At 71.2% G+C, this 24,232-nt stretch carries 22 protein-coding genes; 13 read left to right on the forward strand and 9 right to left on the reverse strand.

The features are described 5' to 3' along the window. The first annotated feature begins 97 nt into the window (after positions 1-97). From DAERI_RS05705 to DAERI_RS22325, 3 genes are all read left to right on the forward strand, one after another. Positions 98-484, forward strand: coding sequence for a response regulator (locus DAERI_RS05705; protein WP_103128463.1), 387 nt, complete (start codon positions 98-100; stop codon positions 482-484). Positions 485-503: 19 nt separating this feature from the next. Further along, positions 504-2,855 (forward strand): transglycosylase domain-containing protein, encoded by a 2,352-nt coding sequence (locus DAERI_RS05710; protein WP_165794086.1) that lies wholly within the window; start codon positions 504-506, stop codon positions 2,853-2,855. Positions 2,856-2,965: 110 nt separating this feature from the next. Continuing rightward, positions 2,966-3,355 (forward strand): penicillin-binding protein, encoded by a 390-nt coding sequence (locus DAERI_RS22325; protein ID WP_165794087.1) that lies wholly within the window; start codon positions 2,966-2,968, stop codon positions 3,353-3,355. Positions 3,356-3,794: 439 nt separating this feature from the next. On the opposite strand, the gene DAERI_RS05715 is transcribed toward DAERI_RS22325, so the two are convergent. Next, positions 3,795-4,556: a WecB/TagA/CpsF family glycosyltransferase gene (locus DAERI_RS05715; protein ID WP_103128464.1), complete on the reverse strand. Its 762-nt coding sequence runs from the start codon at positions 4,554-4,556 to the stop codon at positions 3,795-3,797. Positions 4,557-4,648: 92 nt separating this feature from the next. On the opposite strand from DAERI_RS05715, the gene DAERI_RS05720 reads away from it, so the two are divergent. Both DAERI_RS05720 and bshC read left to right on the forward strand, forming a co-directional pair. Further along, positions 4,649-5,323, forward strand: a complete 675-nt coding sequence (locus DAERI_RS05720) for a Crp/Fnr family transcriptional regulator (protein ID WP_103128465.1) — start codon at positions 4,649-4,651, stop codon at positions 5,321-5,323. An 82-nt stretch (positions 5,324-5,405) separates the two neighbouring features. Beyond that, the gene (gene bshC / locus DAERI_RS05725; RefSeq protein WP_103128680.1) at positions 5,406-6,962 is read left to right on the forward strand and encodes a bacillithiol biosynthesis cysteine-adding enzyme BshC; all 1,557 of its coding nucleotides are present in this window, start codon (positions 5,406-5,408) and stop codon (positions 6,960-6,962) included. A gap of 3 nt (positions 6,963-6,965) precedes the next feature. Here the strand turns inward: bshC and DAERI_RS05730 are convergent, their stop codons facing one another. From DAERI_RS05730 to DAERI_RS05760, 7 genes are all read right to left on the reverse strand, one after another. Beyond that, positions 6,966-7,673, reverse strand: a complete 708-nt coding sequence (locus DAERI_RS05730) for a hypothetical protein (protein ID WP_103128466.1) — start codon at positions 7,671-7,673, stop codon at positions 6,966-6,968. 21 nt (positions 7,674-7,694) lie between these two features. Then, the gene (locus tag DAERI_RS05735) at positions 7,695-8,219 is read right to left on the reverse strand and encodes a DUF402 domain-containing protein (protein WP_103128467.1); all 525 of its coding nucleotides are present in this window, start codon (positions 8,217-8,219) and stop codon (positions 7,695-7,697) included. Positions 8,220-8,310: 91 nt separating this feature from the next. Continuing rightward, positions 8,311-10,836: a U32 family peptidase gene (locus DAERI_RS05740; protein ID WP_103128468.1), complete on the reverse strand. Its 2,526-nt coding sequence runs from the start codon at positions 10,834-10,836 to the stop codon at positions 8,311-8,313. Between the two features lie 182 nt (positions 10,837-11,018). Then, positions 11,019-12,848: a sensor domain-containing phosphodiesterase gene (locus tag DAERI_RS05745; protein WP_103128469.1), complete on the reverse strand. Its 1,830-nt coding sequence runs from the start codon at positions 12,846-12,848 to the stop codon at positions 11,019-11,021. A gap of 55 nt (positions 12,849-12,903) precedes the next feature. Continuing rightward, the gene (locus tag DAERI_RS05750; RefSeq protein ID WP_103128470.1) at positions 12,904-14,010 is read right to left on the reverse strand and encodes a GGDEF domain-containing protein; all 1,107 of its coding nucleotides are present in this window, start codon (positions 14,008-14,010) and stop codon (positions 12,904-12,906) included. Between the two features lie 113 nt (positions 14,011-14,123). Further along, positions 14,124-14,924, reverse strand: a complete 801-nt coding sequence (gene pyrF / locus DAERI_RS05755) for an orotidine-5'-phosphate decarboxylase (RefSeq protein ID WP_103128471.1) — start codon at positions 14,922-14,924, stop codon at positions 14,124-14,126. Next, positions 14,921-15,646 (reverse strand): 3-keto-5-aminohexanoate cleavage protein, encoded by a 726-nt coding sequence (locus DAERI_RS05760; protein ID WP_165794088.1) that lies wholly within the window; start codon positions 15,644-15,646, stop codon positions 14,921-14,923. The genes pyrF and DAERI_RS05760 overlap by 4 nt, the downstream gene beginning before the upstream one ends. 36 nt (positions 15,647-15,682) lie before the next feature. Here DAERI_RS05760 and DAERI_RS05765 point away from each other — a divergent pair, with 36 nt between their 5' ends. Continuing rightward, the gene (locus DAERI_RS05765) at positions 15,683-16,537 is read left to right on the forward strand and encodes a DUF1028 domain-containing protein (protein WP_103128472.1); all 855 of its coding nucleotides are present in this window, start codon (positions 15,683-15,685) and stop codon (positions 16,535-16,537) included. A gap of 72 nt (positions 16,538-16,609) precedes the next feature. After that, positions 16,610-17,077 (forward strand): Rrf2 family transcriptional regulator, encoded by a 468-nt coding sequence (locus DAERI_RS05770; protein WP_103128473.1) that lies wholly within the window; start codon positions 16,610-16,612, stop codon positions 17,075-17,077. A 102-nt stretch (positions 17,078-17,179) separates the two neighbouring features. Here DAERI_RS05770 and DAERI_RS05775 read toward each other — a convergent pair whose 3' ends face one another. After that, on the reverse strand, positions 17,180-17,989 hold the full coding sequence (locus DAERI_RS05775; protein ID WP_133161969.1) for a hypothetical protein: 810 nt from the start codon (positions 17,987-17,989) through the stop codon (positions 17,180-17,182). Between the two features lie 247 nt (positions 17,990-18,236). Between DAERI_RS05775 and DAERI_RS05780 the strand changes: the two genes are divergently transcribed. The 6 genes from DAERI_RS05780 (at position 18,237) to DAERI_RS05805 (ending at position 24,230) form a co-directional block, all read left to right on the forward strand. Then, entirely contained in the window at positions 18,237-19,796 is a 1,560-nt protein-coding gene (locus tag DAERI_RS05780) for a nitrite/sulfite reductase (RefSeq protein WP_103128475.1), read from the forward strand. After that, positions 19,793-20,338 (forward strand): adenylyl-sulfate kinase, encoded by a 546-nt coding sequence (gene cysC / locus DAERI_RS05785; protein ID WP_103128476.1) that lies wholly within the window; start codon positions 19,793-19,795, stop codon positions 20,336-20,338. The genes DAERI_RS05780 and cysC overlap by 4 nt, the downstream gene beginning before the upstream one ends. Beyond that, entirely contained in the window at positions 20,335-21,114 is a 780-nt protein-coding gene (locus tag DAERI_RS05790; protein WP_103128477.1) for a phosphoadenylyl-sulfate reductase, read from the forward strand. Before cysC ends, DAERI_RS05790 begins: the two co-directional genes overlap by 4 nt. Before the next feature lie 64 nt (positions 21,115-21,178). Further along, complete coding sequence (sat, locus tag DAERI_RS05795) at positions 21,179-22,351, forward strand: sulfate adenylyltransferase (RefSeq protein WP_103128478.1); 1,173 nt, start codon at positions 21,179-21,181, stop codon at positions 22,349-22,351. 75 nt (positions 22,352-22,426) lie between these two features. Next, positions 22,427-23,392: an ABC transporter substrate-binding protein gene (locus DAERI_RS05800; protein WP_103128479.1), complete on the forward strand. Its 966-nt coding sequence runs from the start codon at positions 22,427-22,429 to the stop codon at positions 23,390-23,392. Positions 23,393-23,396: 4 nt separating this feature from the next. Beyond that, positions 23,397-24,230 carry an ABC transporter permease gene (locus tag DAERI_RS05805; protein WP_103128480.1) on the forward strand — a complete coding sequence of 278 codons (834 nt, stop codon included), beginning with the start codon at positions 23,397-23,399 and terminating at the stop codon, positions 24,228-24,230. The last annotated feature ends 2 nt before the right edge of the window (positions 24,231-24,232 follow it).

The following is a 24,232-nucleotide window of genomic DNA, read 5'->3' on the forward strand; positions in this document are numbered from 1 at the left end:
CCTGTCCATCACCCGGCCTGCCCCGCCGCCCCACGCCAGGGACTTCTCACGCTCCTCCCAGTGGGGGGAATGCCGCCGGGGCGACGGGTGCCCTATCATGTGTCTTATGGCGTATACCATCCTCGTCGCGGACGACGAACCGGCCATCCGGTCGATGCTGGAGGTCATTCTGTCGGCGGACGGGCACGAAATCGTGGCGGTGCCGGACGGCAAGGCGGCGCTCGACTACCTGCGGGAGAACACCCCCGACGCGATGCTGCTCGACGTGCAGATGCCCCAGATGGACGGCTTCGAGATCTGCTCGCGGGTCAAGCGGGTCAAGCGGCTGGGCAAGGCCCCCGTGCTGCTTCTCACCGCGCTGGACGACGACCAGACCCGCGACCATGCCCGGCTGGTGGGCGCCGACGACCTGGTGTACAAGCCGCTGAGCGGGAAGAACCTGCGCCAGCGCGTAAATCAGCTTATCCAGGCGCGGCGCCGCTGAGCCCCAAGGGAGAACCGACGTGTTTTTGAGGTTTTTGAAATTCACCTCCTCGCTGCTGCTGGCGGGTGGCGTGGCCGCCGCCGGGGTCGGCGCCACCTACGTCACCAAGTGGACCCGGGAACTGCCCGACTACCGCCAGCTCGACAACCTGAGCCTGGGGGCCGAGACCCGGGTTTACGCCCGCGACGGCACGCCGATGGGCACCTTGATCCCCAAGATCGGCGAGCAGGCGATCAGCCGCACCCTCGTCCGGCTCGACGAGGTGAGCCCCTTCATGACGGCGGCGCTGATCGCCAACGAGGACCGGCGCTTCTTCGAGCATTACGGCCTGGACCCCTACGGCATCGGGCGGCAGCTTCGCCGGGTGGCGCAGGGCGAGGACGTGCAGGGCGGATCCACCCTGACCAACCAGCTCATCAAGAACACGCTGCTGCTCGACGAGTACAAGCAGGCCCGCACCCCGGACCGCAAGATCAAGGAGTGGCTGCTCTCGGTGCAGGTCGAGCGCGCCTTTACCAAGGACGAGATCCTGCGCGACTACCTCAACGCGATCTACTGGGGCGACGGCGGGCCGGTCGAGCTGTACGGCATCTACTCGGCGGCGCAGGCGTACTTCCGCAAGACACCCAAGCAGCTCAACCTGGCCGAGAGCGCCTACCTCACCGTCCTGGTGCCCAGCCCCAACCGCTACTTCGACTATGGGGCGATGCGGCCCCTGATGAAGGTGCTGTTCACCCGCATGGTCGAGGACAAGTGGATCACCCAGGCCCAGGCGGACGCGGCCTGGAAGGAAAAGCTCCAGCCGCGCGGCTGGCGGGTCTCCTACGACGCGCAGGGCAACGTGACGAGCGCCAAGCTCGTGGACCGCAGCGCCAAGGAACTCAAGGCCGTGACCACCACCCGCTACCCGCACTTCATGGGGCAGGTGGAGAGCGAACTCGTCCGCCGTTTCGGACGGGAGAAGGTGTACGGCTCGGGCGGCCTGCGGGTGTACACCACCCTGGACCCCAAGATTCAGAACGCGGTGGAGACAGCCAGCCGCGAGGCGACCGGGATGCCGCCGGGCACGACGCTGGGGGCCGTCATCATCGACCCGTACAGCGCGGAGGTGCTGGGCATGATCGGGCAGAAGATCGTGCCGGGGAGGCCCCTGCCCGACTGGAACAACGCCGCGCAGGGGCAGCGCCAGATCGGCTCGACCATCAAGCCGCTGCTGTACACCACGGCGCTCTCGACCGGGCTGGACCAGACCCACCGCGAGGACGACAAGCCCATCACGTTCCCCTGTGAGGGCTGCAAGGGCGGGGTGTACAAGCCGCAGAACTTCGAGGGCCACACGACCTACCGCTCCATGACCATCCGCGAGGCGCTCGACCGCTCGCTGAACCTGGTCACTGTGCGCCTGGCTGACCGGATCGGCCTCCAGACCTTCTTCGGCAAGCTGAGGGAACTGGGCGTGCCGCCGAACGACGGGACGGGGCTGGCCGCGGCGCTCGGCGCGGTCGAAACCACGCCCGTGAAGATGGCCGCCGCCTATGCCCCCTTCGTCAACGGCGGGCTGTACCGCGCGCCCCGCTACATCACCCGCGTGACGACCGCGCGGGGCGAAGTGCTGTATGACACGGCTCAAGACCTGACCAAGCCCAAGCGGGTCTGGACGCCGCAGATCGCCTTCCTGGGCTTGGACATGATCCGCGGCGTGGTGAACGATATGACGGCGCGCCAGGGAGGCCTGGCGTGGCCCGCCAAGTTCGGCGACTGGCCGGTCGCGGGCAAGACGGGCACCTCCAACGGTCCCAAGGACTTCTGGTTCGTGGGCACCACGCCGCTCTACACGGGCGCCGTGTGGGTCGGCAAGCAGCAGGGCGGCGAGATGCCCACCTACTACTACAGCGGCCTGGTGAACGCGCCCATCTGGCGCCGGATGATGGAGATTGCGCACGCGGGCAAGACGCCCACCCCGTTCACCGAGCCCCCCGGCATCACGTACGCGGACGCGCCCGACCAGGGCTGGCTCCCCGGCGTGAAGATCGCCCTGCTCGACCCCAACTTCAAGACGACGACCACCCCCACCGAGGAGGACGCCCCCCCGCCCGTCGTCTACCGTGAGGCGAACTGGACGCCCGGCCCGGCGGACCCCCGCACCACCGTCGTCAGCCTCGACCGCACGACCGGGCGCCTGGCGACCGAATTCACGCCGCCCGAGAACATTGTGCCCCGGCGCATCGCCCTTGAGGACCTTCCCGCCTACGCCCCCGACCCGAACCCCGCCCCCCTGCCCGACGAGAAGCCCGACCCGCAGGCGGTCAAGGCGATCCGCGCCCCCAGCACCGCGCCCGCGCCCAATGCCAAGGGTGACGAGACACCCTGAGCCCCATCCCCCGCAGAGGCCCCCGCAGCGAGCGGGGGTTTTTCACTGGCCCTTCCCTTCTCACCCAGCTGTCACCCCTGGGGCGGAGCAGGACGCGCATCATGCCGGGGATGAAACGCGCGCCCCTGCTCACGCTGCTGCTGGCCCTGGGCACCCCCGCTGGTGCCCTCGTGCGGCTGGGCGACCCCCTGCCCACCCATCCCTGGAAGAGCGCCGACCGCGAGCTGATCGTGGTCTACTCGCACGACTGCGGCGACCTGGGCGAACTGTGGGGCGCCGTCCTCGCCGCCGGGCTCCCCGTACGCGCCGTGAACGCCGAAGACATCCCTGCCCCCGCCCCGAAAGGCGTGAACGTGTGGCGCGGCCCCGAGGCGACCGCCTTCGCCCGCGCGCTGCGCGTCGGCACGTACCCCGCCGTCCTCCTCGTGCGCGAGGGCCGCGTCCTCAACGCCTGGGAGGGAACCTTCGCGGGGGATTTGGGGTTGGCGGGGAAGGACTGAGTGGGGCGCGCGCCCGAAAGACGGGGCAGAAGAGCTATAGAGACGCGGCAGCAGGGCAGGCGTTGCCTGCCACCCCTCTCCCCAACCCTCTCCCGCAAGGGGAGAGGGAGTACCAACGCCAAAGCTCCTGCTTCTCAAAACCGTCTCCTGTGGACGGCCGATTCCCGCACTTGGCTGGCTCTCGCACCGCCTTCACCACGTCGGCTCGCGCAGCGAGACGGTGGGCGAGCGGCTGAGGACGCAGCAAGATCAAACCTTGCGCGTGGGGAGAAGCGGCAATGGGTGCGATGGGCCGGGCCCCTTGCCGAGCGCAGCGGAAAGCTCCCCCCTGCCCCCTCCGGGGGTAGGGGGGCTGGGGGGGTGGGGGCAACTCGCTACAAGATGCCCTGCCCTACAGCCCCCAGTTGAAGACGTCCTCGTCGAGTTGCGGCCAGAGGAGTTACCGCCCCCCCGCCCGCCGCTTCTCCGCCTGCACCAGCCGCACAAACTGCGCGAGCCGGGGCGCCCGGTTCCAGCGCCTCCGGTCCAAGCCCACCCGCCAGATAAACTCCACCCCCAACTTGCGCGTCCACGCGGGGGCGAGATCGGCCGTTCCGGCGAACACGTCGATGACACCCCCACAGCCGATAATCACGGGCGCCCCCAGCACCTGCCGCCAGTACTGGTTGAAGGTCTCCTGCCGCCCGGCCCCCATGCCCGTCAGGACGAGGTGCGCCTGGGAGGACCCGACAAGTTCGGCCACCCGCCGGTCCTCGGGGAGGTCGAAGTAGCCGTGGTGGACCCCGGCGACCTGAATGCCGTAGTCACGAACGGCATTCTGCGCGGCCTGCTCGGCGACCCCGGGCTTGGCCCCCAGGAAGAACACCCGCAGGTCGGCGCCGTGCCGCTCCATCAGGCCCTTCACGATGTCGTAGCCGGGGGCGCGGGGCACCTCGCGGCCATGCAGTTGCCGGGCGGCCCAGACGATGCCCACCCCGTCGGCGGTGACGAGGTCGGCCTCCTGAATGGCCTGCACGAACTCGGGATGGGTGCGCGACTGCACGATGAACTCGGGGTTCAGGGTGACGACCGTGTGGGGAGCGCGGGGGGCGCGGAACATCCACTCGCCGAGGCGGTCGAGCGTCGCGGGCAGCGTGATCACGTCCAGCGGCAGGTCGAACAGGGTGAGGCGCGGCTGGGGGCTGGGTTGGGGTGAAGCCATGCGTGGGGCGGATTGTAACACGGGGGGTGGCAATAGCCGCACGAGCCTCATCCGGGGCCGCCCCCGCAAAGCTGATGTGGCACACTGTCCGCATGATGTCCGGGCCGTTTGGGGCGCTGCCGCACGAGGCACAGACGCAGGTGGTGGCCGCAGCGCGGGTGGGCCGCTGGGCGCGCGGAGGATTGCTCTTTCACCCGGAGGACCCGGCCGAGACGCTGTTCGTCCTGACCCGCGGGAGCGTGAGGCTCTACCGGCTGGGCGCCGGGGCGCGGGAGGTCACGCTGGACGTGCACGGCCCCGGGGACCTGCTGGGCACGGGGGCGCTGCTGCCCGGCACCTCCTACGGGATGTACGCCGAGGCGATGGACGACACCGAGGCGCTGCTGCTGGGCCGCGAGACGCTCGCCCGCCTGACCCACGCCCACCCGGCGGTCGGCGTGGCCCTCACCGAGCAGGTCACCCGGCAGACGCGGGGCGTGCAGGAGCGGCTCTCGGCGCTGGTCTTCATGGAGGTGTCGCAGCGGCTGGCGCTGGCGCTCCTCACCCTCGCCGAGCGCGAGGGGCCGTGGCCCGACGGCGGCACGCTGGCCCTGCGCGAGCGGGTGTCGCACCAGGACCTCGCCCACGTGGTCGGCAGCACCCGCGAGACGATCACCAAGCTGCTGGGCGATTTCCGGGCGCGGGGGCTGCTCGACCTGGGCTACCGCCGCATCATCCTGACCGACCGCGCGGGCCTCATGACGGCGGCCCGCGAGCCGCTGCGGTAGGGTTGATGGAGGGACGCTCCAGACGCCGCGCGGGAAAACGCTCTAGGCTGGGGCCGATGTGGAAGACGGGGGGGCTTTGAAGGTGGCGAGGAGCATCGCGGCGGCATACCGGGCGGGCGACCTGCCCGGCTTTTTCCGGCTGGGGCCGGGGGACCTGGGGGCGGCAGTTGGGGAGACCCGGCCCGACGTGGACCGCGCCGCCCTCGCCGACGCGCTGCGGGCCTACCACCGCGACCTGGAAACACTGGACGCCGGGGTGGAGGCCCTCCTCACCCGCCTGGCCCACCCCGCCTCCCGGGTGATCGTGACGGGGCAGCAGGCGGGGCTCCTCACCGGCCCGGCCTACAGCGTCCACAAGGGGGCGGACGCGGCCCTCCTCGCCCGTCAGCTCGACCGGGAGGACGCCCCGGTGGTCGCCGTGTACTGGGTCGCCAGCCAGGACCACGACGCGGCGGAGGTCGCCTCCACGACTCTGCTCGACCACGCCGAGGTGTTGCACCGCCTGACGCTGGACCTGCCGCAGGGGGTGCCGGTGGGCCGGGTGCCGTGGAGGGCGGAGTGGACAGACGAGGTTTACGCCCTGCTGGACCGTTTCGACACGGCCCCCGAGTACCGCGAGTCCATGCGGGCGCGGGTGGAACGGGCCGTGCGAGGAGGAGGCAGTTACGCCGACATATTCGCCCGGCTGGTTCACGGCCTGCTCTCCCCCGCCGGGCTGCTCGTGCTTGACCCGCTGCATCCGGCCCTAGCCGCGCTCATGGCCCCCACCCTGGCGCGCGAGCTGGAGCGGCCCCTGGAAGGTCCGGCGCGAATCGAGGCGGCGGCACAGCGGCTGGAGGCGGAGGGCTTCATCCCCCAACTGCGCCGCCCGGCGGGGGCCACGAACCTCTTTCTGGAGGAGGAGGACGGCGGGCGGCGACTGCTGCGGTTCGATGGGCGAAACTTCAGCACGGAGACGAGGTCCTATACCCGGGAGGAGGTTGAGTCCATCCTGAAGGCCGACCCCTCGCGCCTCACCCCGGCGGCGGGGTTGCGTCCGGTCGTGCAGGATGCGCTGCTGCCCACGCTGGCCTTTGTCGTCGGGCCGGGCGAAATCGCCTACGGGGCGCAGCTTGCCGAGGTCTACGAGCTTCACGGACTGCGTCAACCCCTGCTGTGGCCGCGCCTGAGTGTGACATGGCTGGAGCCCAACGTGGCGCGGCTGCTCGCGCGGCTGGGGGCGACGGCGGCGCAGGTGCAGGCCGACCCGGAGGGGGTACTGGGGAGGGCGCTGGCGCGGGAACGGGGAGCGGCGGCCCTCTCCGCCGAGCGACTATCCGCGCTGGACGCCGAGTTGCGGGCCCTGACCGCCGACCTCGCCGCCCTCGACCCCACGCTGGCACGGGCCGCCGAACGCACCCGCAGCCGCACGACTGCCCGCGTCGCGCACCTCCAGACCCTCTCCGCCCGCGCCCTGGCTCGCCAGGAGGACGACCGGACGCGGCAGCTCACGCGCCTGAAACTGCACCTGCTACCGAACGGCGTGCCCCAGGAACGCGAGATGAACTTCCTGACCTTCCTGCTCAAGCACGGGGAGGCGCCGCTGAGGACGCTCCTCAGCCTCGCGCCGGGGACGCAGGCGGAGGTGCCAATTCCCTGAGGGTCAAGGGACGACCTGGGGCTCCGTGGCGCTCTTGCCGTAGTCCAGGCTGTCCAGCAAGCTCAGGGCGAGGGCTTCGAGGGCCGACTGCCGCTCACCCGATGTGGGGGCATTTAGGGCGAGGTGGAGGTGACGGGCGGCAACAGGCTCACGCCCCGTCAGGTCTCTCAACCAGTGGCGCGGCTTGACCTCCCACCAGCCACGAGCCGCGTACAGGGCGTGAACCAGACGACCGGCGGCAGAGGCGACCTGATAACCATGCATGGGTGTTCCGAGCAGTCCACGCGCCTCCATCACCTCGTCTACGAGGAAATGCCGGTCGGCGGGGGTGAGGGGGCGGGGCACCGGGCCAGCCGCATACAGGGCGCGCGCCTCGGCAGTCAGGGCGTCCAGATCGGGATGCGGCACCAGCACGCGCCCCCGGGCGAACATGGCGATGGAAGCGTGATCGGGCTCCGCGAACATCGCCCGAACTTTCCGCAGCGGATTGTGAAAGGCTTCCACCGGCACCCCGTCTGCTACAAAGCTGCTCCTCCAGCGGAAGTCCCCCATGACGAGGGCGTGAAAGTCCAGATCGCTGTGGGGATCGGCCTCTCCCCGGGAGGCGCTGCCGCACCACAGGACGGCGTAGACGCCGGGTGTGGCGGTGACGCGGGCGAGCGCGGCGGGCAGGGCCGCCTCCAGACGGGCCTGAGCCTCAGGGTCGGGCATGACGTGAACCCGGAGTCACCCCTACGCCGTCGCGTACTCCTCCGTGGGCAGCCACTTCACTTCCACCCCCTGCTCGCCCAGCCACTCGGGGACGCTGTAGCGGGCACGGGCCAGGCCGGAGAGGACGCGGTGGGCGGTCGCCACGGCCCGGTGGAGTTCGCCGTCACCGATGAGCCCCGCCTCATGGGCGGCGACCAGTTCCTCGGTGTCCATGATCTCGGCGGCGACCCCGTCGTGAACGATCACGTCGAGGTAGTGGTCGCGCACCGACCAGAGGTCGCCCGACCGGGTGATCGTGGCTATGTCGATGTAGTAGTCGTGTTCGCGCGGGCCGTGGAAGTCGTAGCGGCAGACGACCACGCCCAGGGCGGGGAGCAGGTTCGCCTGCCAGTGCCGGATGCGGGGATGGGTCACGAAGTCCCGCGCGACGAAGAGGCCGTGCGGATGCTCACGGTAGGTGTGAACGGGGCGGAGGCCGGTGTTCGTGTGGTGCAGCCGCGCCGCCACGTCGTGCCGCTCAGTTTTGACAGCTTCCGCTCCGGGCATGAATTACCGTAACGGATCGGGACCCCCTCCGGGCATAAAGTTTGTCTCAACCCGGGCTTCATGAAACGGCAACCGTCACCCCACGCCAGGCTCAGAGGACGGGAAGGGCGGGCAGGCGGTCGAAGCCCTCCGGCACGAAGAGGCTCCCTTCGGTGGTCCCCTGGTCGGAGAGGGCCTGCAAGCGGGCTGCGAGGGCCGGGGCACTCAGTTCCCCCATCAGGAAGGCCCGGTGGGCACGGATGACCTCGCGCACCCCCTCGGGCGTCTCGTGGACGAACTCCAGGCGGAAGTCGCGCAGGCCCGAGTCCAGCCACGTCGTCAGGTGTGCGCCCGCGACCTGGGGACGGCCCTCGAACACCGTGTTGCGGCAGCCCACGTCGGCCATGACGGGGTGGGCGACGCCGCGCTCGTCGCGCAGGGCGACCCGGTGGGACTCGCAGGGGTGGCCGCAGTTGGTGTAGTCGGTGCCCTGGGACAGGAAGCGGCAAAACACGCAATGCTCGGTGTGGAAGACGGGGAGGTGCTGGTAGGCGATGACCTCCAGCCGCCCCGGCCCCACGAGCGCGGCGAGTTCGGTGACCTGCCGCGCGTTGAGGTCGTGGGTGGGCGTGACCCGGTTCAGCCCCAGGTCGAGGAGCGCCCGGGTCGTGAGGACGTTGGCCGCGTTCAGGCTGAAGTCGCCCGTCAGGGTGGGGAGGTTCGGGGCCTCCTGCAAGCCTTCCAACAGACCGCCCGAGCGCACCAGGATGTCCGCGTTCAGCGACAGCAGGAACTTCTGGAGGTTCTGCTCGGTGGGCTTGAGGATGCGGGGGCTGGCGACCCGCACGGGAATGCCCGCGTCGCGCACCCGCTCCACGCTGGGCTTGAGGCCGTACAGCTCCAGGTAGTCGAGCGTGATCGAGTCGGGCCGTTCGGCGAGCGCGGCGTCGAGTTGCTCGGGCGTGCGGACGAGGACGTGGAGGCGGGGTTGTGGGGCGTGGGCGCTGAGTTGCGGGGCGACCTCCCGCAGCACCTCGTCCAGCCGGGGGGTAATGCGGCGCTCGGGGGCCTGGCCGCGTAGGGCCGTGAGCCCCTCGACCGCCTCGCGGCGCAGCGCGTTCAGGGCCGAGACGGGCAGGAAGCCGGGGCCGGAGAGGTCGGCGCTCAGGCCCGCGAGGTGATACCCCGTGCCCCCCAGCTTGCCGAGCTGCTCGCGCAATCCCGCCTCGTCCACTGCCCGGTTGCGGGCGGGCTGGAGGGGGCCTTCCAGGGTGACGGTGACGCTGCGGCCCCCCTCGTCCGTGAGGGTGAGGGCGGGCACCTCGCCGACATGACCGCGGAAGTGGGCGGTGACGGGACGGGTGTGGATGGGGTCGTGGGCCTCCAGCAGCGGCCTGACCCGGGTGCCCAGAGTCGGGTCGTGGGTGCGCCATACCGGGTCGCCGACGCGCACCCGGGAGGGGTCCACGGCGCCGCGCCCGAAGCGCAACTCCGCCGTCTCGCCGGGCCGCACGGCCTCCACCTGCCGCCCGCGCTGCCACAGGCCGTACAGGAAGCCGCCCTCCTCGCGGCCCTCGGGGGTGCGCCAGTTGGCGGGGTCGAACACCAGGCCGTCGCCGGGCTTCACCTCCTCCGAGAGTTCCACGAGGACGCCGCGCTCGGTGGTGCCGCGCACGGTGCCGACGCGCACGCCCCGGTGACGGGGGGCCCGCCCGCGCACAACCCCCTGGTGATTCGTCCCGGAGATGAAGTGCGGCCCCAGCCCACGCGAGTAGACCTGCTCCAGGTCGCGCTCCTCCCCCGGGGTCACGCTCAGGGGCAGGCCCGCCCAGGCCTCGTCCACGGCCTTGCGGTAGGCGGCGGTCGTGAGGGCCACGAAATCGGCGTCCTTGTAGCGGCCCTCGATCTTCAGGCAGTTCACGCCGAGATTCACGAGGTCGGGCACCTGATGCAGGGCGTACAGGTCGCCGGGCGAGAGGAGGTAGCGCGCGTCGCCGAGGTCGCGGTGAACGCCGTCCACCAGCATCTCGTAGGGCAGGCGGCACGCCTGGGCGCACTGGCCGCGGTTGGCACTCCTTCCGCCCCACGCCTCCGAGGAGAAGCATTGACCCGAGTAGCTCACGCACAGCGCCCCGTGGACGAAGGTTTCCAGTTCCATGTCCGTCGCCGCCGCGATGCGCCCGATGTCGCGCAACGACAACTCCCGGCCCAGCACCACCCGGCTCGCCCCGAAGCGGCGGGCGAGTTCGGCGCCCTCGGCGGAGGTGATGCTCATCTGGGTGGAGCCGTGGATGGGGAGGTCGGGGCAGATCTCGTGCGCCAGCCGCGCGACCCCGTGATCCTGCACGATGATCGCGTCCACGCCCGACTCGGCGAGGTGGATGAGTTGCCGCTCGGCCCCCCGCAGCTCGCGGTCGAACACCAGGATGTTGAAGGTGACGAAGCCCAGCACGCCGCGCTCGTGGAGCGCCCGCATGAGGTCGGGCAGCTCCTCGTTCGTGAAACCCACCTTGGCCCGGGCGTGAAAGCCCTCCACCCCGAAGAACACGGCGTCCGCCCCAGCCTCGACCGCCGCGCGCAGTTGCGGCCAGCCGCCGACGGGGCTCATCACTTCGGGTTTCACGCGGGCTCTGGGCATAACGCGCCAGTCTAGCCCAGGGGCCGGGAGCCGAGCGTGAGCGGGGGAACGGGGGACTCACAGCGGGAACCCCATCACTTGCAGGGCAACGCTTCAAGAGATGTGGGGCGAGTGACGGCCAAAGACAGCGGCCCCCGTGGAGTTGAAGGGGGCGCTTTCCCCTGGGGTGGGGACCACCGCTGTCAGAACAGGGCGAGCGGCCCGCCGCCGGGGTGGAGGTAGCGTGACTCGAACTCCTCGGGCGGCAGGGGGGAGCCCAGCAGGAAGCCCTGCCCGACCTCGCAATCGAGGTCCCGCAGCACGCCGAGCTGCTCGGCCGTCTCGATGCCCTCGCCGACGGTGGGGACGGAGAGCCAGTGGCCCAGGGTGACCACCGTGCGGGCGATGGCCTGGTCCCGGGGCCAGCCCGAGAGGGGTCCCACGAAGGAGCGGTCGAGCTTGAGTTGCCCGATGGTCAGGCGCTGGAGCTGCCCCAGGCTGGAGCACCCCGTCCCGAAGTCGTCCAGCGCCACCCGCACCCCCAGGTCGGCGAGTTCCCGGGCGAGCCCCTGCGTGCCCTCGGGGTCGTGCAGCAGGGCACTCTCCGTCACCTCCAGGATCAGGCGCGCGGGGGGCAGGCCCGTTTCCCGCAACACCTCCGTGACCTGGGCGAGGAAGTGCGGGGCCTCCCACTGGCGCACGGACACGTTCACCGCCAGGGTCCAGTCGGGGTCGCCCCGCTCCCGCCAGCGCGCGAACTGGCGGCAGGCCTCGCGCAGCACCCACTCGCCGAGCGGCAGGATCATGCCGCTCTCCTCGGCGACCGGGATGAACTGGTCCGGGGTAATCCAGCCCCCCCCGGGCTGGGGCCAGCGCACGAGCGCCTCGGCCCCCAGCACCCGCCCCGTCCGCAGGTCCACCTGGGGCTGATAGTGCAGCCGGAACTCGCCCCGCTCCAGCGCCCCGGCCAGGCGCCCGCGCAACCGCAGTTTCTCCTGGGCGGCGGCCGTCATCTCCTCGACGTAGAAGCGGTACCCGCCCCGCCCGGCGACCTTGGCCGCGTACATCGCCGTGTCGGCGGCCCGCAGCAGGGCCTCGGCATCCTGGCCGTCGGTGGGGTACAGGCTGATGCCGAGGCTGCACCCCACCCGCAGGTCGTGCCCGGCCACGTGGAACGGCTCGCCCAGGGCGTATTGCAGCCGCTGGGCGACCCAGGCGGCCCCCAGCGGCTCACCGAGTTCGGGGAGCAGCACCACGAACTCGTCCCCGCCCAGCCGGGCGACCGTGTCCTCGGCGCGCAGCATCCGGCCCAGCCGCTCGGCCACCGCCCGCAGCAGCTCGTCGCCGACGGCGTGCCCCAGCGAGTCGTTGATCAGCTTGAAGCGGTCGAGGTCGAGCACCATCAGCGCCACAGGGGTGCCGTGCCGCTCGGCGAAGTGCAGCGCCTGCCGGGTGCGGTCGAGCAGGCTCAGGCGGTTGGGCAGCCCGGTCAGGGCGTCGTGGTGGGCGAGGTACTCGCTGCGCTCCTGGGCGCGCTTCCACTGCAAGACCCACAGCCGCAGCTCCAGCTCGTCGATCACCACGGCGGCGAGGTCGAGCAAGAAGGCCTGCTCCTCGGGGCTGAACTCGCGGACCTGGCCGTCGTACACCGCCAGGGTGCCGATGCGAAACCCGTCGGGGGTGGTGAGGGGCGCCCCAGCGTAGGAGCGGGCCCCCCAGGACTGCACCATGGGGTCGTTGCGAAACCGGGAGTGGGCCCGCAGGTCGGCCACCGTGAAGGGGCCGCCGCGCTCGATGGTCTCGCCGCAACAGGCGCTCTCCCGACTCATCTCCCGCAGGGTCGTTCCCACGCCGGACTTGAGCCAGGTGCGCCCGCCCGCCACGAAGTTGATGACGACAATCGGGACGTTCAGGAGGCGCTTGACAAAGCGCGTGATGCGGTCGAACTCCACTTCCGGGAGCGTGTCCAGCACCCCGTACCGGTCCAGCACTTCCAGCCGCTGCATCTCGTGGGTGGACTCGGGGGACGCCATACTCCGTTTTTCAATGCCGCCCCGGGCGGGAGGTGAGTCGCCCGGGGGGAAACCTTTACCGAGTCCAGCCGCGCCGCGTTCCGCCCGGTTCTAGGAGGGCGGGGACGGCGAGTTCGGCCTCCACCCGGTCACGCCCGCCGCGCTTGGCGCGGTAGAGCAGGGCGTCGGCGCGCTCCACCGCCGTCCCGCTGTCCGCTAGGGCGACCAGCCCGGCCGAGAGCGTGACGAGCAGCCGGGGCAGCCCCGCCCGGCGCCCCACCTGCCCCGCGACCTGGCTCCGCAGGTCCTGGGCCAGCGCCCCCGCCTGGTCGGCGGTGAGCCCCCAGAACAGGACGGCGAATTCCTCCCCCCCGAAACGGTAGACCTGCCCGTCCTCCCCCACGACCTCGCGCAGCACGGCGGCGACGGCTCTCAGCACGAGGTCCCCCCCGGCGTGGCCGTAGGTGTCGTTCACCGCCTTGAAGTGGTCGAGGTCGAGCAGCAGTAGGTGAGTGCCGGGAACTGGCCGGGCCAGCACCTCGTCGAGGGCGCGCCGGTTGCCCAGGCCGGTCAGCTTGTCGGTGTAGGCGAAGTCGCGCAGCACGTTCGCCCGCTCCGAGGCCCGCAGCTCCGTCAGGACGATGGCCTGTGCGGCCACGGTCCCGACGCCCTGGGCGGCAGTGATCAGCAGCACGCTGGAGACGGCCAGCAGGGCGTCGTGGGTGGTCAGGAGCGCCCCCAGGGCCAGCGGCAGGTTCGCCCCGCCGAACAGCACGAAGGGCTGCCACCAGGACACGCCCAGCGTCTCCGGCGAGCCCGTGCCCCGCCGCCGCAGGAGGGCGAAGAGGCCCACCACCAGCGCCAGGTGCAGGACCTGAACGGCGCCCGGCCCGCCCCCCTGCCACAGCGCGTAGACCATCAGGGGCAGCGCGACCGTCGCCCCGGCCAGCCCGCCCCCGCCGATGGTCGCCAGCGCGACCGGCACCGCCCGCAGGTCCAGGGACGCTCCGCCCTGCAGCGGGACCGCGTTGACGATCAGGATGAAGCTGCTCGCGGTCGTCAGCAGGGCGCGCAGCGCGATCTGGCTCCAGACCTGCGGCAGCACCACCGTCCGCAGCGTCCAGCCGATCACGAAGGTGACCGTACACAGCACGCAGAAGTTGAGAAACAGGGCGTTGAGCATAGGGCGCAGCCAGTCACCGCAGGGTAGGGGCGGCGCCGTTACACTTCCCTGACACGGGGCCGTTTTCCCAGAGGCGCGGCACAGGCTGAGGGGGGCGACGCGGGGGAGTGGCCCTACTCCAGCGCCGCGTTCAGCTCGTCCCTCAGCCGCCGCGCCGCCTCCCGGCTGGCCGCCACGCTCAGGCCACTCGCGTACTGGACGGCCCGGCTCGCGCTCGCCAGGGCGCCGGTGCCCCCGGGGTGGAAGGCCGGGGCGAGCGCCGCCGCCGTCCCGCCCTGGGCCCCCAGCCCGGGGAGCAGCAGCAGGGCGCGCGGCATCAGCGAGCGGAAGAGGGCGAGGTCCTGCGGGTGCGTTGCGCCGACCACCGCGCCGACGCCCGCGTATTCCCCCTCCTCCTCGGCCCCCAGCCGGGCGACCTCCACCGCCACGCGCTCGCTGACCCCCTGGCCCTGCACGTCCGCCTGGTCGGGGTTACTCGTCTTCACCAGGACGAAGATCGCGCCGCCGTTGGCCCGCGCCGCCTCCACGAAGGGGGTCAGCGTGCCGAAGCCCAGGAAGGGGTTCACGGTCAGGGCATCCCCGGCATGCGGCCCCGTCAGCCAGCCCCGCGCGTAGGCCGAGGCGGTCGAGCCGATGTCGCCCCGCTTGCCGTCGAGGATCACGGGCAGGCCCAGGAGCCGGGCGGCGGCGCAGACCTCCTCCAGCAGCGTGAGACCGGGCACCCCCAGCGCCTCGAAAAAGGCGAGCTGCGGCTTGACGCAGGCGGCGAAGGGGGCGGTGGCCTCCAGCACGTCCAGCGTGTGTTCCCGGAGGTGCGCGAGGTCGCGGTAGGCGTCCGCCCGGGGGTCGAGACCCACGCACAGCCGGGTCCTGAGGTGGCGGGTGCGGTCGGTGACGGCGGCGGCAAAGGTCATGGGGGCGAGGCTAACACGCGCCGCGCGGCCCTCACGAGGTCGGCGTTGTCGGCGGCAAGTGTGCCGTCCGGCCGGGTGAGGGTGTCCTCCAGGCCGATGCGGGTGGAGAGGCCCCGGCGACCCGCCTCGCGCACGAGGGGCCACACGCTGCGGTCCAGGCCGTGCAGGAGGCGGGGCGGCGTCACTCCGGCCTCGTCCAGGAGCGTCAGGATGGCCGCCGCCTCGGGCAGCACCTCCTCCGCGGACTGGTCGGGGAGTTCGACGAGGACCCGCAGCGCCCGGTCGCGATCCGGCCACTCCAGGAATGCGTGCGCGGCGCCCACATTCCACAAGCCCGCCTCGACCCCCACTCCCCGGCCCATCAACGTCCCGGCCAGGCTCTCCGCGTGCGGCTCGTGCCAGTTCACCGAGACGAAGCCAGGGAGGACCGTCCAGGCGCGGGCGGCGGCGAGTTGCGCGGCCACGTCGGGCAGAATCCAGAAGCCGCTGGAGATACCCACGGGGACGCCGGGGCAGGCGACGCGGACCGCGTTCAGGGCAGCCGCGACCACCTCCGCCTCCAGCGACTCGCGGCCCGAACGGTCGCGGGGGTGCAGGTGCAGCGCCCCGGCGCCCGCCGCGACAGCTTCCCGCGCCGCCTCTGCAAGCTGGACCGGGGTGACGGGCAGGGCCGGGTGGCTTCCCACCGGGCGGCCCCCATTCAGGCAGGCTTTCAACAGCATGGCCCGAGCGTATCCCGGCGCTGCTACCCTCCCCCCATGACCTTTTCCATCGTGGGCCGGGACCCCGCCACCGGGGACCTCGGCGTGGCCGTGGCGAGCAAGTTCCTGGCGGTAGGCGCCCTGGTGCCCTTCGCGCGCTCGGGGGTGGGCGCGGTCGCCACCCAGAGCTACGTGAACCCTAATTTCGGGCCGGAGGGGCTGCGGCTCCTCGCCTCCGGGATGAGCCCCGAGGAGGTCGCCGCCGAGTTCCGGGCTACCGACCCGGACATCGCCCAGCGGCAGTTCGGGATCGTGGGGGCGGACGGGCGGGGCGCGACCTACTCCGGGGCGGGGTGCCACGCGTGGGCGGGCGGCTACACCGGGCCGGACGTGGCGATTCAGGGCAACATCCTGACCGGGCCGGAGGTCGTGGACGCGATGCTCGCGGCATGGGAGGCGGGGGCGGGGCAACCTCTCCCCCACCGGCTGCTGGGGGCGCTGCGGGCCGGGGACGCGGCGGGAGGGGACCGGCGGGGGCGGCAGTCGGCGGCCCTGCTGTGCGTGGGACCGGGGCGGGGCTACGGGGGCCTGACGGACGACTGGGTGAACCTGCGCGCCGACGACCACCCCGACCCGTGCGCGGAACTCGAACGGCTGCTGGGGATTCACGACCTGCTCTTCGGGCGCCCCGCGACGACCCACGAACTCAGCGAGGAGGAGCTGGGCTGGCTGCGCGCCGTGCTCATCCACGAGGACTACGCGACCTCGCTGCCCGGCGGCCCCTGGGACCCGGAGACGGAGGCGGCGGCCTGGGCGCTGTACGGCACCGAGAACCTGGAGGAACGCTGGGTGCCGGGGGGACGCTTCGACCCGGTGGCGTTGGCGTACCTGCGGGAACGCTTCAGGGAGTGAGAGAAGCCGTCAGCGGTCAGAAAGGGCTTCTTTTGCCCACGGCTGATCGCTGAAAGCTGATAGCCTCCTCTCATGCGGCTCTCGGCCACCGATGTCTATGCCTTCCAGGCGCTCGGCTTCCTGGGCACGCAGGAACCCACGCGCTGGGTGTCCAGCGAGGAGATCAGCGAGGCGACGGGCGTTCACCGCCCCTACCTGGTCCGCATCCTGGCGGCGCTGACGGCCAAGGGCATCGTGAAGAGCAAGAAGGGCATCGGCGGCGGGTACGCCCTGAGCCGCAAGCCCCGGCTGATCTCGCTGTGCGAGGTGGTGCGCGCCATCGACGGCCCGGTGGCGCCCCTCTCCTGCATCAGCCTGAACTGGCACGAGCCCTGCGCCGAGGAGGACCGCTGCCACGCCCGCGCCACGCTCTACACCCGGATGCGCGACGCCATGCTCGCCGTCCTTCAGGAGTTCAGCGTGGAAGACCTCGTGGCCGACGCGCGGCAGGGCGTGAGCTACGGCCACTGCCTGGGCCACCTGCTCAAGCCGAATGCGTAAGTGGCTGGCGGCTGGCCGTTCCACCTTCACGACCCGCCACTTTTTGCCTTCTCGCTCCGCTCGGGGTGATGATGCAATCTTCACCCGGCAGCCTCTTAGAAGCTAGCGCAGGCGGATGGACCGCACGAGGGCGTCGAGGGCGCGAACACCCGGGGCGCCGTCCTCGGCGTTCAGCTGGCCGGTGAGGTCGGCGCGGTAGGCGTCCACCTTCCTTCGGTAGGCGGCGTAGGCGGGGCCGCTGCTCGCTTCGGGAACCGGGGCGACGGCATAGTCCCGCGTCCGGTCCAGCTCGGCGCGGGTCGGGAGGCTGGCCGGGGCATAGGGCACCTGGACAGTCACGTAAAAACGCCCGTCACGGCTGAGGCCCTGAAAGGTGTAGACCACGGCCTCGCGCGGGAAGCGCACGCCGTCCTCCTGCGAATAGATGGCAAGGTAGCGGATGCCCTGCACAGCGGGCGTCTTGAAGGGCCGGACCGCGCCCGTGACGGACTGGTTAGCGTTCCTCAGGGGCAGAAAGGGCAGGGTCAGGGGCCACTTGACCTCGTTCAGCCTCAGGCGGCCACTGTTCAGCGCCCTCAGGGTGTCGATCTGCGTGCGGACGTTCCAGGGCTCGCCCCGCTCGGGGTACTGGGCCAGCAGCCCGGCGACCGGGTAGACGGCGGCGTAGGTTTCCGGCAACTCCGTGTCGTACCCGGGCTTCCAGCGCTCCCCCGGCCTGGTCAACACGGCGCGGACGTGGGTGGGAAAGAAGAATATCGGTCCGTCCGCGCGCGGCACACCTCGAACGGTTCCGATGTCCGCCGTCCGCCCGATCCAGCGGGCGTTGAGCGAGAGGCCGGGCAGGACGAACACTTCCGCCCCACCCGCCAGGGCAACGGAAGTCAGGAAGAGCGCAGGCAACCAGGGCTTCACGGCCGCATTCTCGCCCACCGTCCGTGATGGACACCTGACCGCAGTTCGGGCTCCCCGCCCGCCGCACCCCACGCCGGAGGTCATCAAGACAACCGGAAGACAGTCCCTTGTTTTGTCCTTGCCAACAGATTACCTTTTTTGTCAATGATCGCCCGACCCGCCCTCTGCCCCACCCGAATGTCCCGGCGATGTCGCTGACCGGTTCCCGCCAACTTCCTTTCCCCCCACGACGCCACGGAGCCCGCACATGAGCGATATCGAAGCCCTGAAAAAAGAAGTCCCGCCCTTCCAGATTTTCGATCTGATCCCGCAGTACGCCGCGCAGGGGTTTGTGAACCCCGAACACATCGACCTGCTGAAGTGGGCGGGCGTGTACCCGCAGCGCCCCCAGGAGGACGGCTACCTGATGATGCGGGTGAAGGTGCCGACCGCCGAGTTTTCGTCTGACACCTTGCGCGTGGTCGCGGGCATCTCGGAGGACTTCGGGCGCGGCTTTCTCGACGTGACCGACCGCCAGGCCTTCCAGTTCCACTGGCTGCGGATTCAGGACGTGCCGCAGATTTTCGACCGCCTGGAGCCGATCGGCCTGCATACCAAGGGGGCATGCGGCGACACCGTGCGCGCCGTGATCGCCTCGCCCCTCGCCGGACTCGACGCCCGGGAGATCATCGACGTGCGGCCCCTCGCCGCCGCGATGGAGGGGACGCTGAGCGGCAACCCCGACTTCCAGGACCTGCCGCGCAAGTTCAAGATTTCGATCACGGGGACGCCCGAGCTGGAGGGCATCCACATGATCAACGACATCGGCTTCCTGGCCCACCGGGTGGACGGGGAGATCGGTTTCGACGTGTGGGTGGGCGGCGGCCTGGGGGCGGTCGCGCACCTTGCCAAACGGCTGGGTGTGTTCATCCGGCCCGAGGAAGTGGTGGAGGTGGGCCGCGCCATCGCCGGGGCGTACCGCGACCACGGCTACCGGGTCAGCCGCAAGAAGAGCCGCCTGAAGTTCCTGATCAAGGACATCGGCGTGGAGAAGTTCCGCGAGATCGTGGAGACGGAGTACCTGGGCCGTAAGTTGACGGACGGCCCCGCCGCGCCCGTCGCCCGCTTCGGCGGCAACGACGTTCTCGGCGTGAACCCGCAGGGTGACGGCCTGAACTACGTCGTCGTGGCGACGACGGTGGGCCGCATCGACCCCTTCAAGGCGCGCAGGCTCGCCGACCTCGCCGACCGCTACGGGAAGGGTGTTCTCCGCACCACCGCCTTCCAGAACATGATGATCCCCCACGTGCGTTCGGAGGACGTGGCGGGGCTGACCGCCGAGCTGGAGGCCATCGACCTCGCGCCGAAGACCACGCTGCGCGGCACGACCATCGCCTGCACGGGGACCCAGTTCTGCCGCCTCGCGCTGACGGAGACGAAGGCGCGCACCGCGAATCTCGTGGACCACATCGAGGCGAAGTTCGCCGACCTCGACGTGCCCTTCACCATCAACCTGACGGGCTGCTCGAACGCCTGCACCCGCTATCAGGTCGCCGACCTCGGCTTCATGGGCTCGCTGCGCGGCGAGGAAGAGGTCTATCAGGTCCACCTCGCGGGCAGCATCGGGCAGGCGCAGCGCACGGGCGACCGCCTGAAGGGCTTCGTGCCCGCCACACGGCTCAACGAGTACACCGAGGCGGTGCTCTCCGACTTCCGGGCGGGCAAGCTCCCCGGCGAGAGCTTCGTGGAGTACGCCGACCGGGTGGGTCACGAGCGCTTCGCCCCCGACACGATCCTCAAGCCCGAGCGTGAGGTCGTGACCGCATGACCGCGATCCTGGGTCGACCTGAAGTCGGCACGGGCCGGGTGGTGTGGTTCACCGGCTTGTCCGGTGCCGGAAAAAGCACTCTGGCCTCGGCCCTGTACGCGGAGCTGGTGGCGCGGGGCGAGCGGGTGGAACTCCTGGACGGGGACGCCGTGCGCGAGAACCTGAGCAAGGGGCTGGGCTTCACGAGGGCCGACCGCGACACGAACGTCCGGCGCATCGGTTTCGTGGCCGGGCTGCTCGCCAGGCACGGCGTGACCGTCCTCGTGAGCGCGATCAGCCCCTACGCGGACACCCGGCGCGAGGTGCTGGGTGGCCTGCCCAACGCCACGGAAGTCTTTGTGGATGCCCCGCTGGAGGTCGTCACCCAGCGCGACGTGAAGGGCCTGTATCTGAAGGCGCTGGCGGGCGAGATTCCGCACTTCACGGGCGTCTCCGACCCCTACGAGGCCCCCGAAGCACCCGACCTCCACCTGCGGACCGACCGCATCAGCGTGGAGGACGGCGTGCGGCGACTGCTCGACCACCTGGGGTACGGGGCATGACGGCGCTGGAGAACCGCCCCGGGGTGCGTACGCCCGAGCAGGGCGGCGTGCCGCTGACGACCGAGCCCCGTGCCCCCCGTGAAGCCGCCGGGCACGTCGACACCACCGCGCCCGCCTTCACCCCCGACACCAACCCCCTGGACGTGATCCGCTGGGCGCTCGAAGCCCACCCCGACCTGCTGATGCCCAGCGCGTTCAACCTCAACGGCGTCGTGCTCCTCGACCTCGCCGCTCGGGCGGGCTACCGGGGCGAGGTCGTGTTCGTGGACACCGGCTTCCACTTCCCCGAAACCTTGCAGACCCGGGACCGCCTCGCCGCGCGTTACCCGGAGATGACCTTCGTGACGCTGAACGCGGGGGCGCACCCGGAAGACGGTCAGACGCCGCCCGACCTCTACGCCTCCGACCCCGACGCCTGCTGCGCGGTGCGGAAGGTCGCACCCCTTCAGGCGTACCTGCGGGAGAAGGCGCCCTCCGCCCTGCTCAATGCCCGCAGCCGGGATCAGGCGAGCACCCGCGCCGACATCCCCTTTGTCGAGACGGGCGGGGCGCGGGTGAAGATCAATCCCCTCGCCCACTGGACGCGCGAGCGGCTGGAGGCGTACGCGCGGGACCACGGCCTCCCCGTCAACCCGCTGTATTTCGACGGCTTCCTGTCCGTGGGCTGCTGGACCTGTACCCGCGCCGTCCGTCCCGGCGAGGACGCCCGCGCGGGCCGGTGGGCCGGGAAGGGCAAGACCGAGTGCGGGCTGTGGGCGGGGGAGAACCGGCTGTAGGCCCACCTTTTCCCCGTCCCAAAAGTTGACCAACTTCATCCACTACCTTTTTTGCGAGGCTGCCATGACGACCCTGTCCAACCCCTCCCCCATCCTCCTTCCTCCTCCACTCGGCGGCACCCTGGTGAACCGCGTGCGCCGTCCCGGCCCGGACTTCGACCCCGCCGAACTCGCGGGCCTGCCCCGGCTGGAACTGAGCGACCGCTCGTACGCCGACCTGGAGATGCTGGCGACGGGCGCCTACTCGCCGCTGACGGGCTTTCTGGGCGAGGCGGACTACCTGAGCGTGATTGAGCACCTGCGGCTGGCCGACGGGACGCCCTGGAGCATCCCGATCACGCTGCCCGTGAGCCGGGAGGAGGCCGCCCAGTCCACGGGCCGCGTGGTGCTGACGCACGGCGGCGAGCCGGTCGGATGGATCGAGGTGCAGGAGCGGTACGAGGGGCGCAAGGGCTTCGAGGCCCGCGAGGTCTACCGCACCGAGGACGCGGCGCACCCCGGCGTGGCGGCCCTGTACGCGGGGGGGGAGGTGTACCTCGCCGGACCCGTGACCCTCTTCGAGGTGCCGCGCGGCGCCTTTCCCCGCCACCACCGCACCCCGGCGGAGGTCCGGGAGGTGATTGAGGCGCGGGGCTGGCGGACCACCGTGGCCTTCCAGACCCGCAACCCGATCCACCGGGCACACGAGTACCTGCACAAGGTGACGCTGGAACTCGTGGACGGCCTCCTGCTGCACCCGCTCGTCGGGCAGACGAAGGGGGACGACGTGCCCGCCGGGACCCGCGTGCGGGCCTACGAGGTGCTCCTCGAGCGTTACTACCCGCAGGCCCGCACGCTGCTCAGCGTCTACCCGGCGGCCATGCGTTACGCCGGGCCGCGGGAGGCGATCCTGCACGCGCTCTCGCGGCGCAACTACGGGGTGACGCACTTCATCGTGGGGCGCGACCACGCCGGGGTGGGGAGCTACTACGGCACCTACGACGCCCAGGAGATCTTCTCGGCGTACACGCCGGAGGAGCTGGGCATCCGCATCCTGAAGTTCGAGCACACCTTCTACTGCAAGACGTGCGGCCAGCTCGTCAGCCCGCGCACCTGCCCGCACGGCAGCGAGCACCACCTCGTGCTGAGCGGCACGAGGGTGCGCGAGAAATTGCGTGCCGGAGAGAGTCTGCCCGCCGAGTTCACCCGGCCGGAGGTGGCCGAGGTGCTGCGGGGGGCGTACACCGCTCAGGGTTAACCCGCCCTGCACCGAACCCACACGGCCCGGCTCACCCGCACCGTGTTTACTGGGCCTACCACCCCGGAGGGACGAATGACCCGAAGACTCACGATCCTGACCGCCGCCGCGCTCCTCACATCCACGGCCCAGGGGCAGGGCGCCACCACGGTCCGCCTGGGGTTTTTCCCGAACCTCACCCACGCGCCCGCGCTTGTGGGGCTGGAGAAGGGCTACTTTCAGAAGGCGCTGGGGAGCGCGAAGCTCGACCCCCGCGAGTTCGTGTCGGGCACCTCGCTCATGGAGGCGTTCGCGGCGGGGCAGATCGACATCGCCTATGTGGGTCCCGGCCCCGCGATCAACGGCGCGGCGCGGGGAATGCCCCTCCAGATCGTCGCCGGGGCGAGCGAGGCGGGGGCGGTCCTGATCGCGCGGGGGGACAGCGGGATCAAGTCCTACAAGGACCTCTCCGGCAAGCGGGTGGCCGTGCCCAGCCTGGGGAACACCCAGGACATCAGCCTGCGCCACCTCCTGAAGGAACAGGGCCTGAAGGCGCAGGCGGACGGCGGCAACGTCACCGTGACGGCCGTTCCGCCCGCCGACGTGCTCGCGGCCTTTGCGGCGGGGCGGGTGGACGCGACCCTCGTGCCCGAGCCCTGGGGCGCCGTGCTGGAGGCGCAGGGCCACCGGATGATCGGCAACGAGAAGACGGTGTGGCGGGGCGGGCAATACCCCACCACCGTCGTGATTGTGAACACCAAATTTGCGGCGGGGAATCCGGCGCTCGTCACAGCCTTCCTCAAGGCACACGCCGACGCCGTCGCCTACCTCAACAAGAATCCCGCCGCCGCGCGCACTGTGATCAACGCCGAGCTGGAAAAGCTGACCGGACAGAAGGTCGACCTGCGCGTGCTCCAGCGGGCGATGGTCCGCACCCGCTTCACGACGGGCCTGGACCTGGACGCCCTGAACGACTACGCCGCCCTGAACGTGGAGGCCGGGTACGCCCGGAGCGTGCCCGACCTGAGGGCTTTTATCCTGCCCGGCGCCCTGAAGAAGTGAATCCATGACGATCTCCCCCCCCCTGCAAGCCCCCCCCGCCACCCGCCGCGCCGCCCGGGGACGAATGCTGCTGTGGCAGCTCCTGGGCCTGGTGCTGCTGCTCGCCCTGTGGTGGCTGGTGACGGACGTGCTCCGGCTCTACCCGCCCTACGTCTTCCCTAGCCCCCGGGCGGTGTGGACCGAGATCAGCTACGGGCTGTGGGGCAGCGGGCCGCAGGACGGCAGGCTGCTCGCGGGCATCGGCAACAGCCTGCGGCGGGTGCTGGTCGGGTATGCCGTCGCCGTGCTGCTGGGCGGCGTGGTCGGCCTGCTGATGAGCGCGTGGCGCCCCCTGCGCGAGACGCTGGGCGCCTACCTCACCGGCGTCCAGAGCGTGCCCTCCATCGCCTTCGTGCCCTTCGCCATCCTCTTTTTCGGGCTGAACGAGCGCGCGGTGCTGTTCGTGGTCATCCTGGAGGGCTTCATTCCCATCGCGCTGGCCGTCTCCGGGGCGTTGATGAACGTGCCCCCGGCGCTGCGGGTCGCGGGGCGGACGCTGGGGGCGCGGGGGCTGGGGCTCACGACCGGGGTGCTGCTGCCCAGCGCGGTGCCCAGCATCCTGACCGGGCTGCGGACCGCCTGGAGCTTCGCCTGGCGGGCGCTGGTGGGCGGCGAACTGCTCGTGAGCGCGAGCGCCAGCCTGGGCGCCCAACTGGAGATCGGGCGCAACACCGCGAACATGGCGCTGGTGATCGCCACCATATTGATCATCGGGACCATCGGCGGGCTGTTCGACGCCCTTCTTCGCGCGCTGGAGGCCCGGGTGCGCCGCGACTACGGCCTGGAGGTGCCCCAATGAGA

The sequence above is a fragment of the Deinococcus aerius genome (assembly GCF_002897375.1).
Classification (GTDB): domain Bacteria; phylum Deinococcota; class Deinococci; order Deinococcales; family Deinococcaceae; genus Deinococcus; species Deinococcus aerius.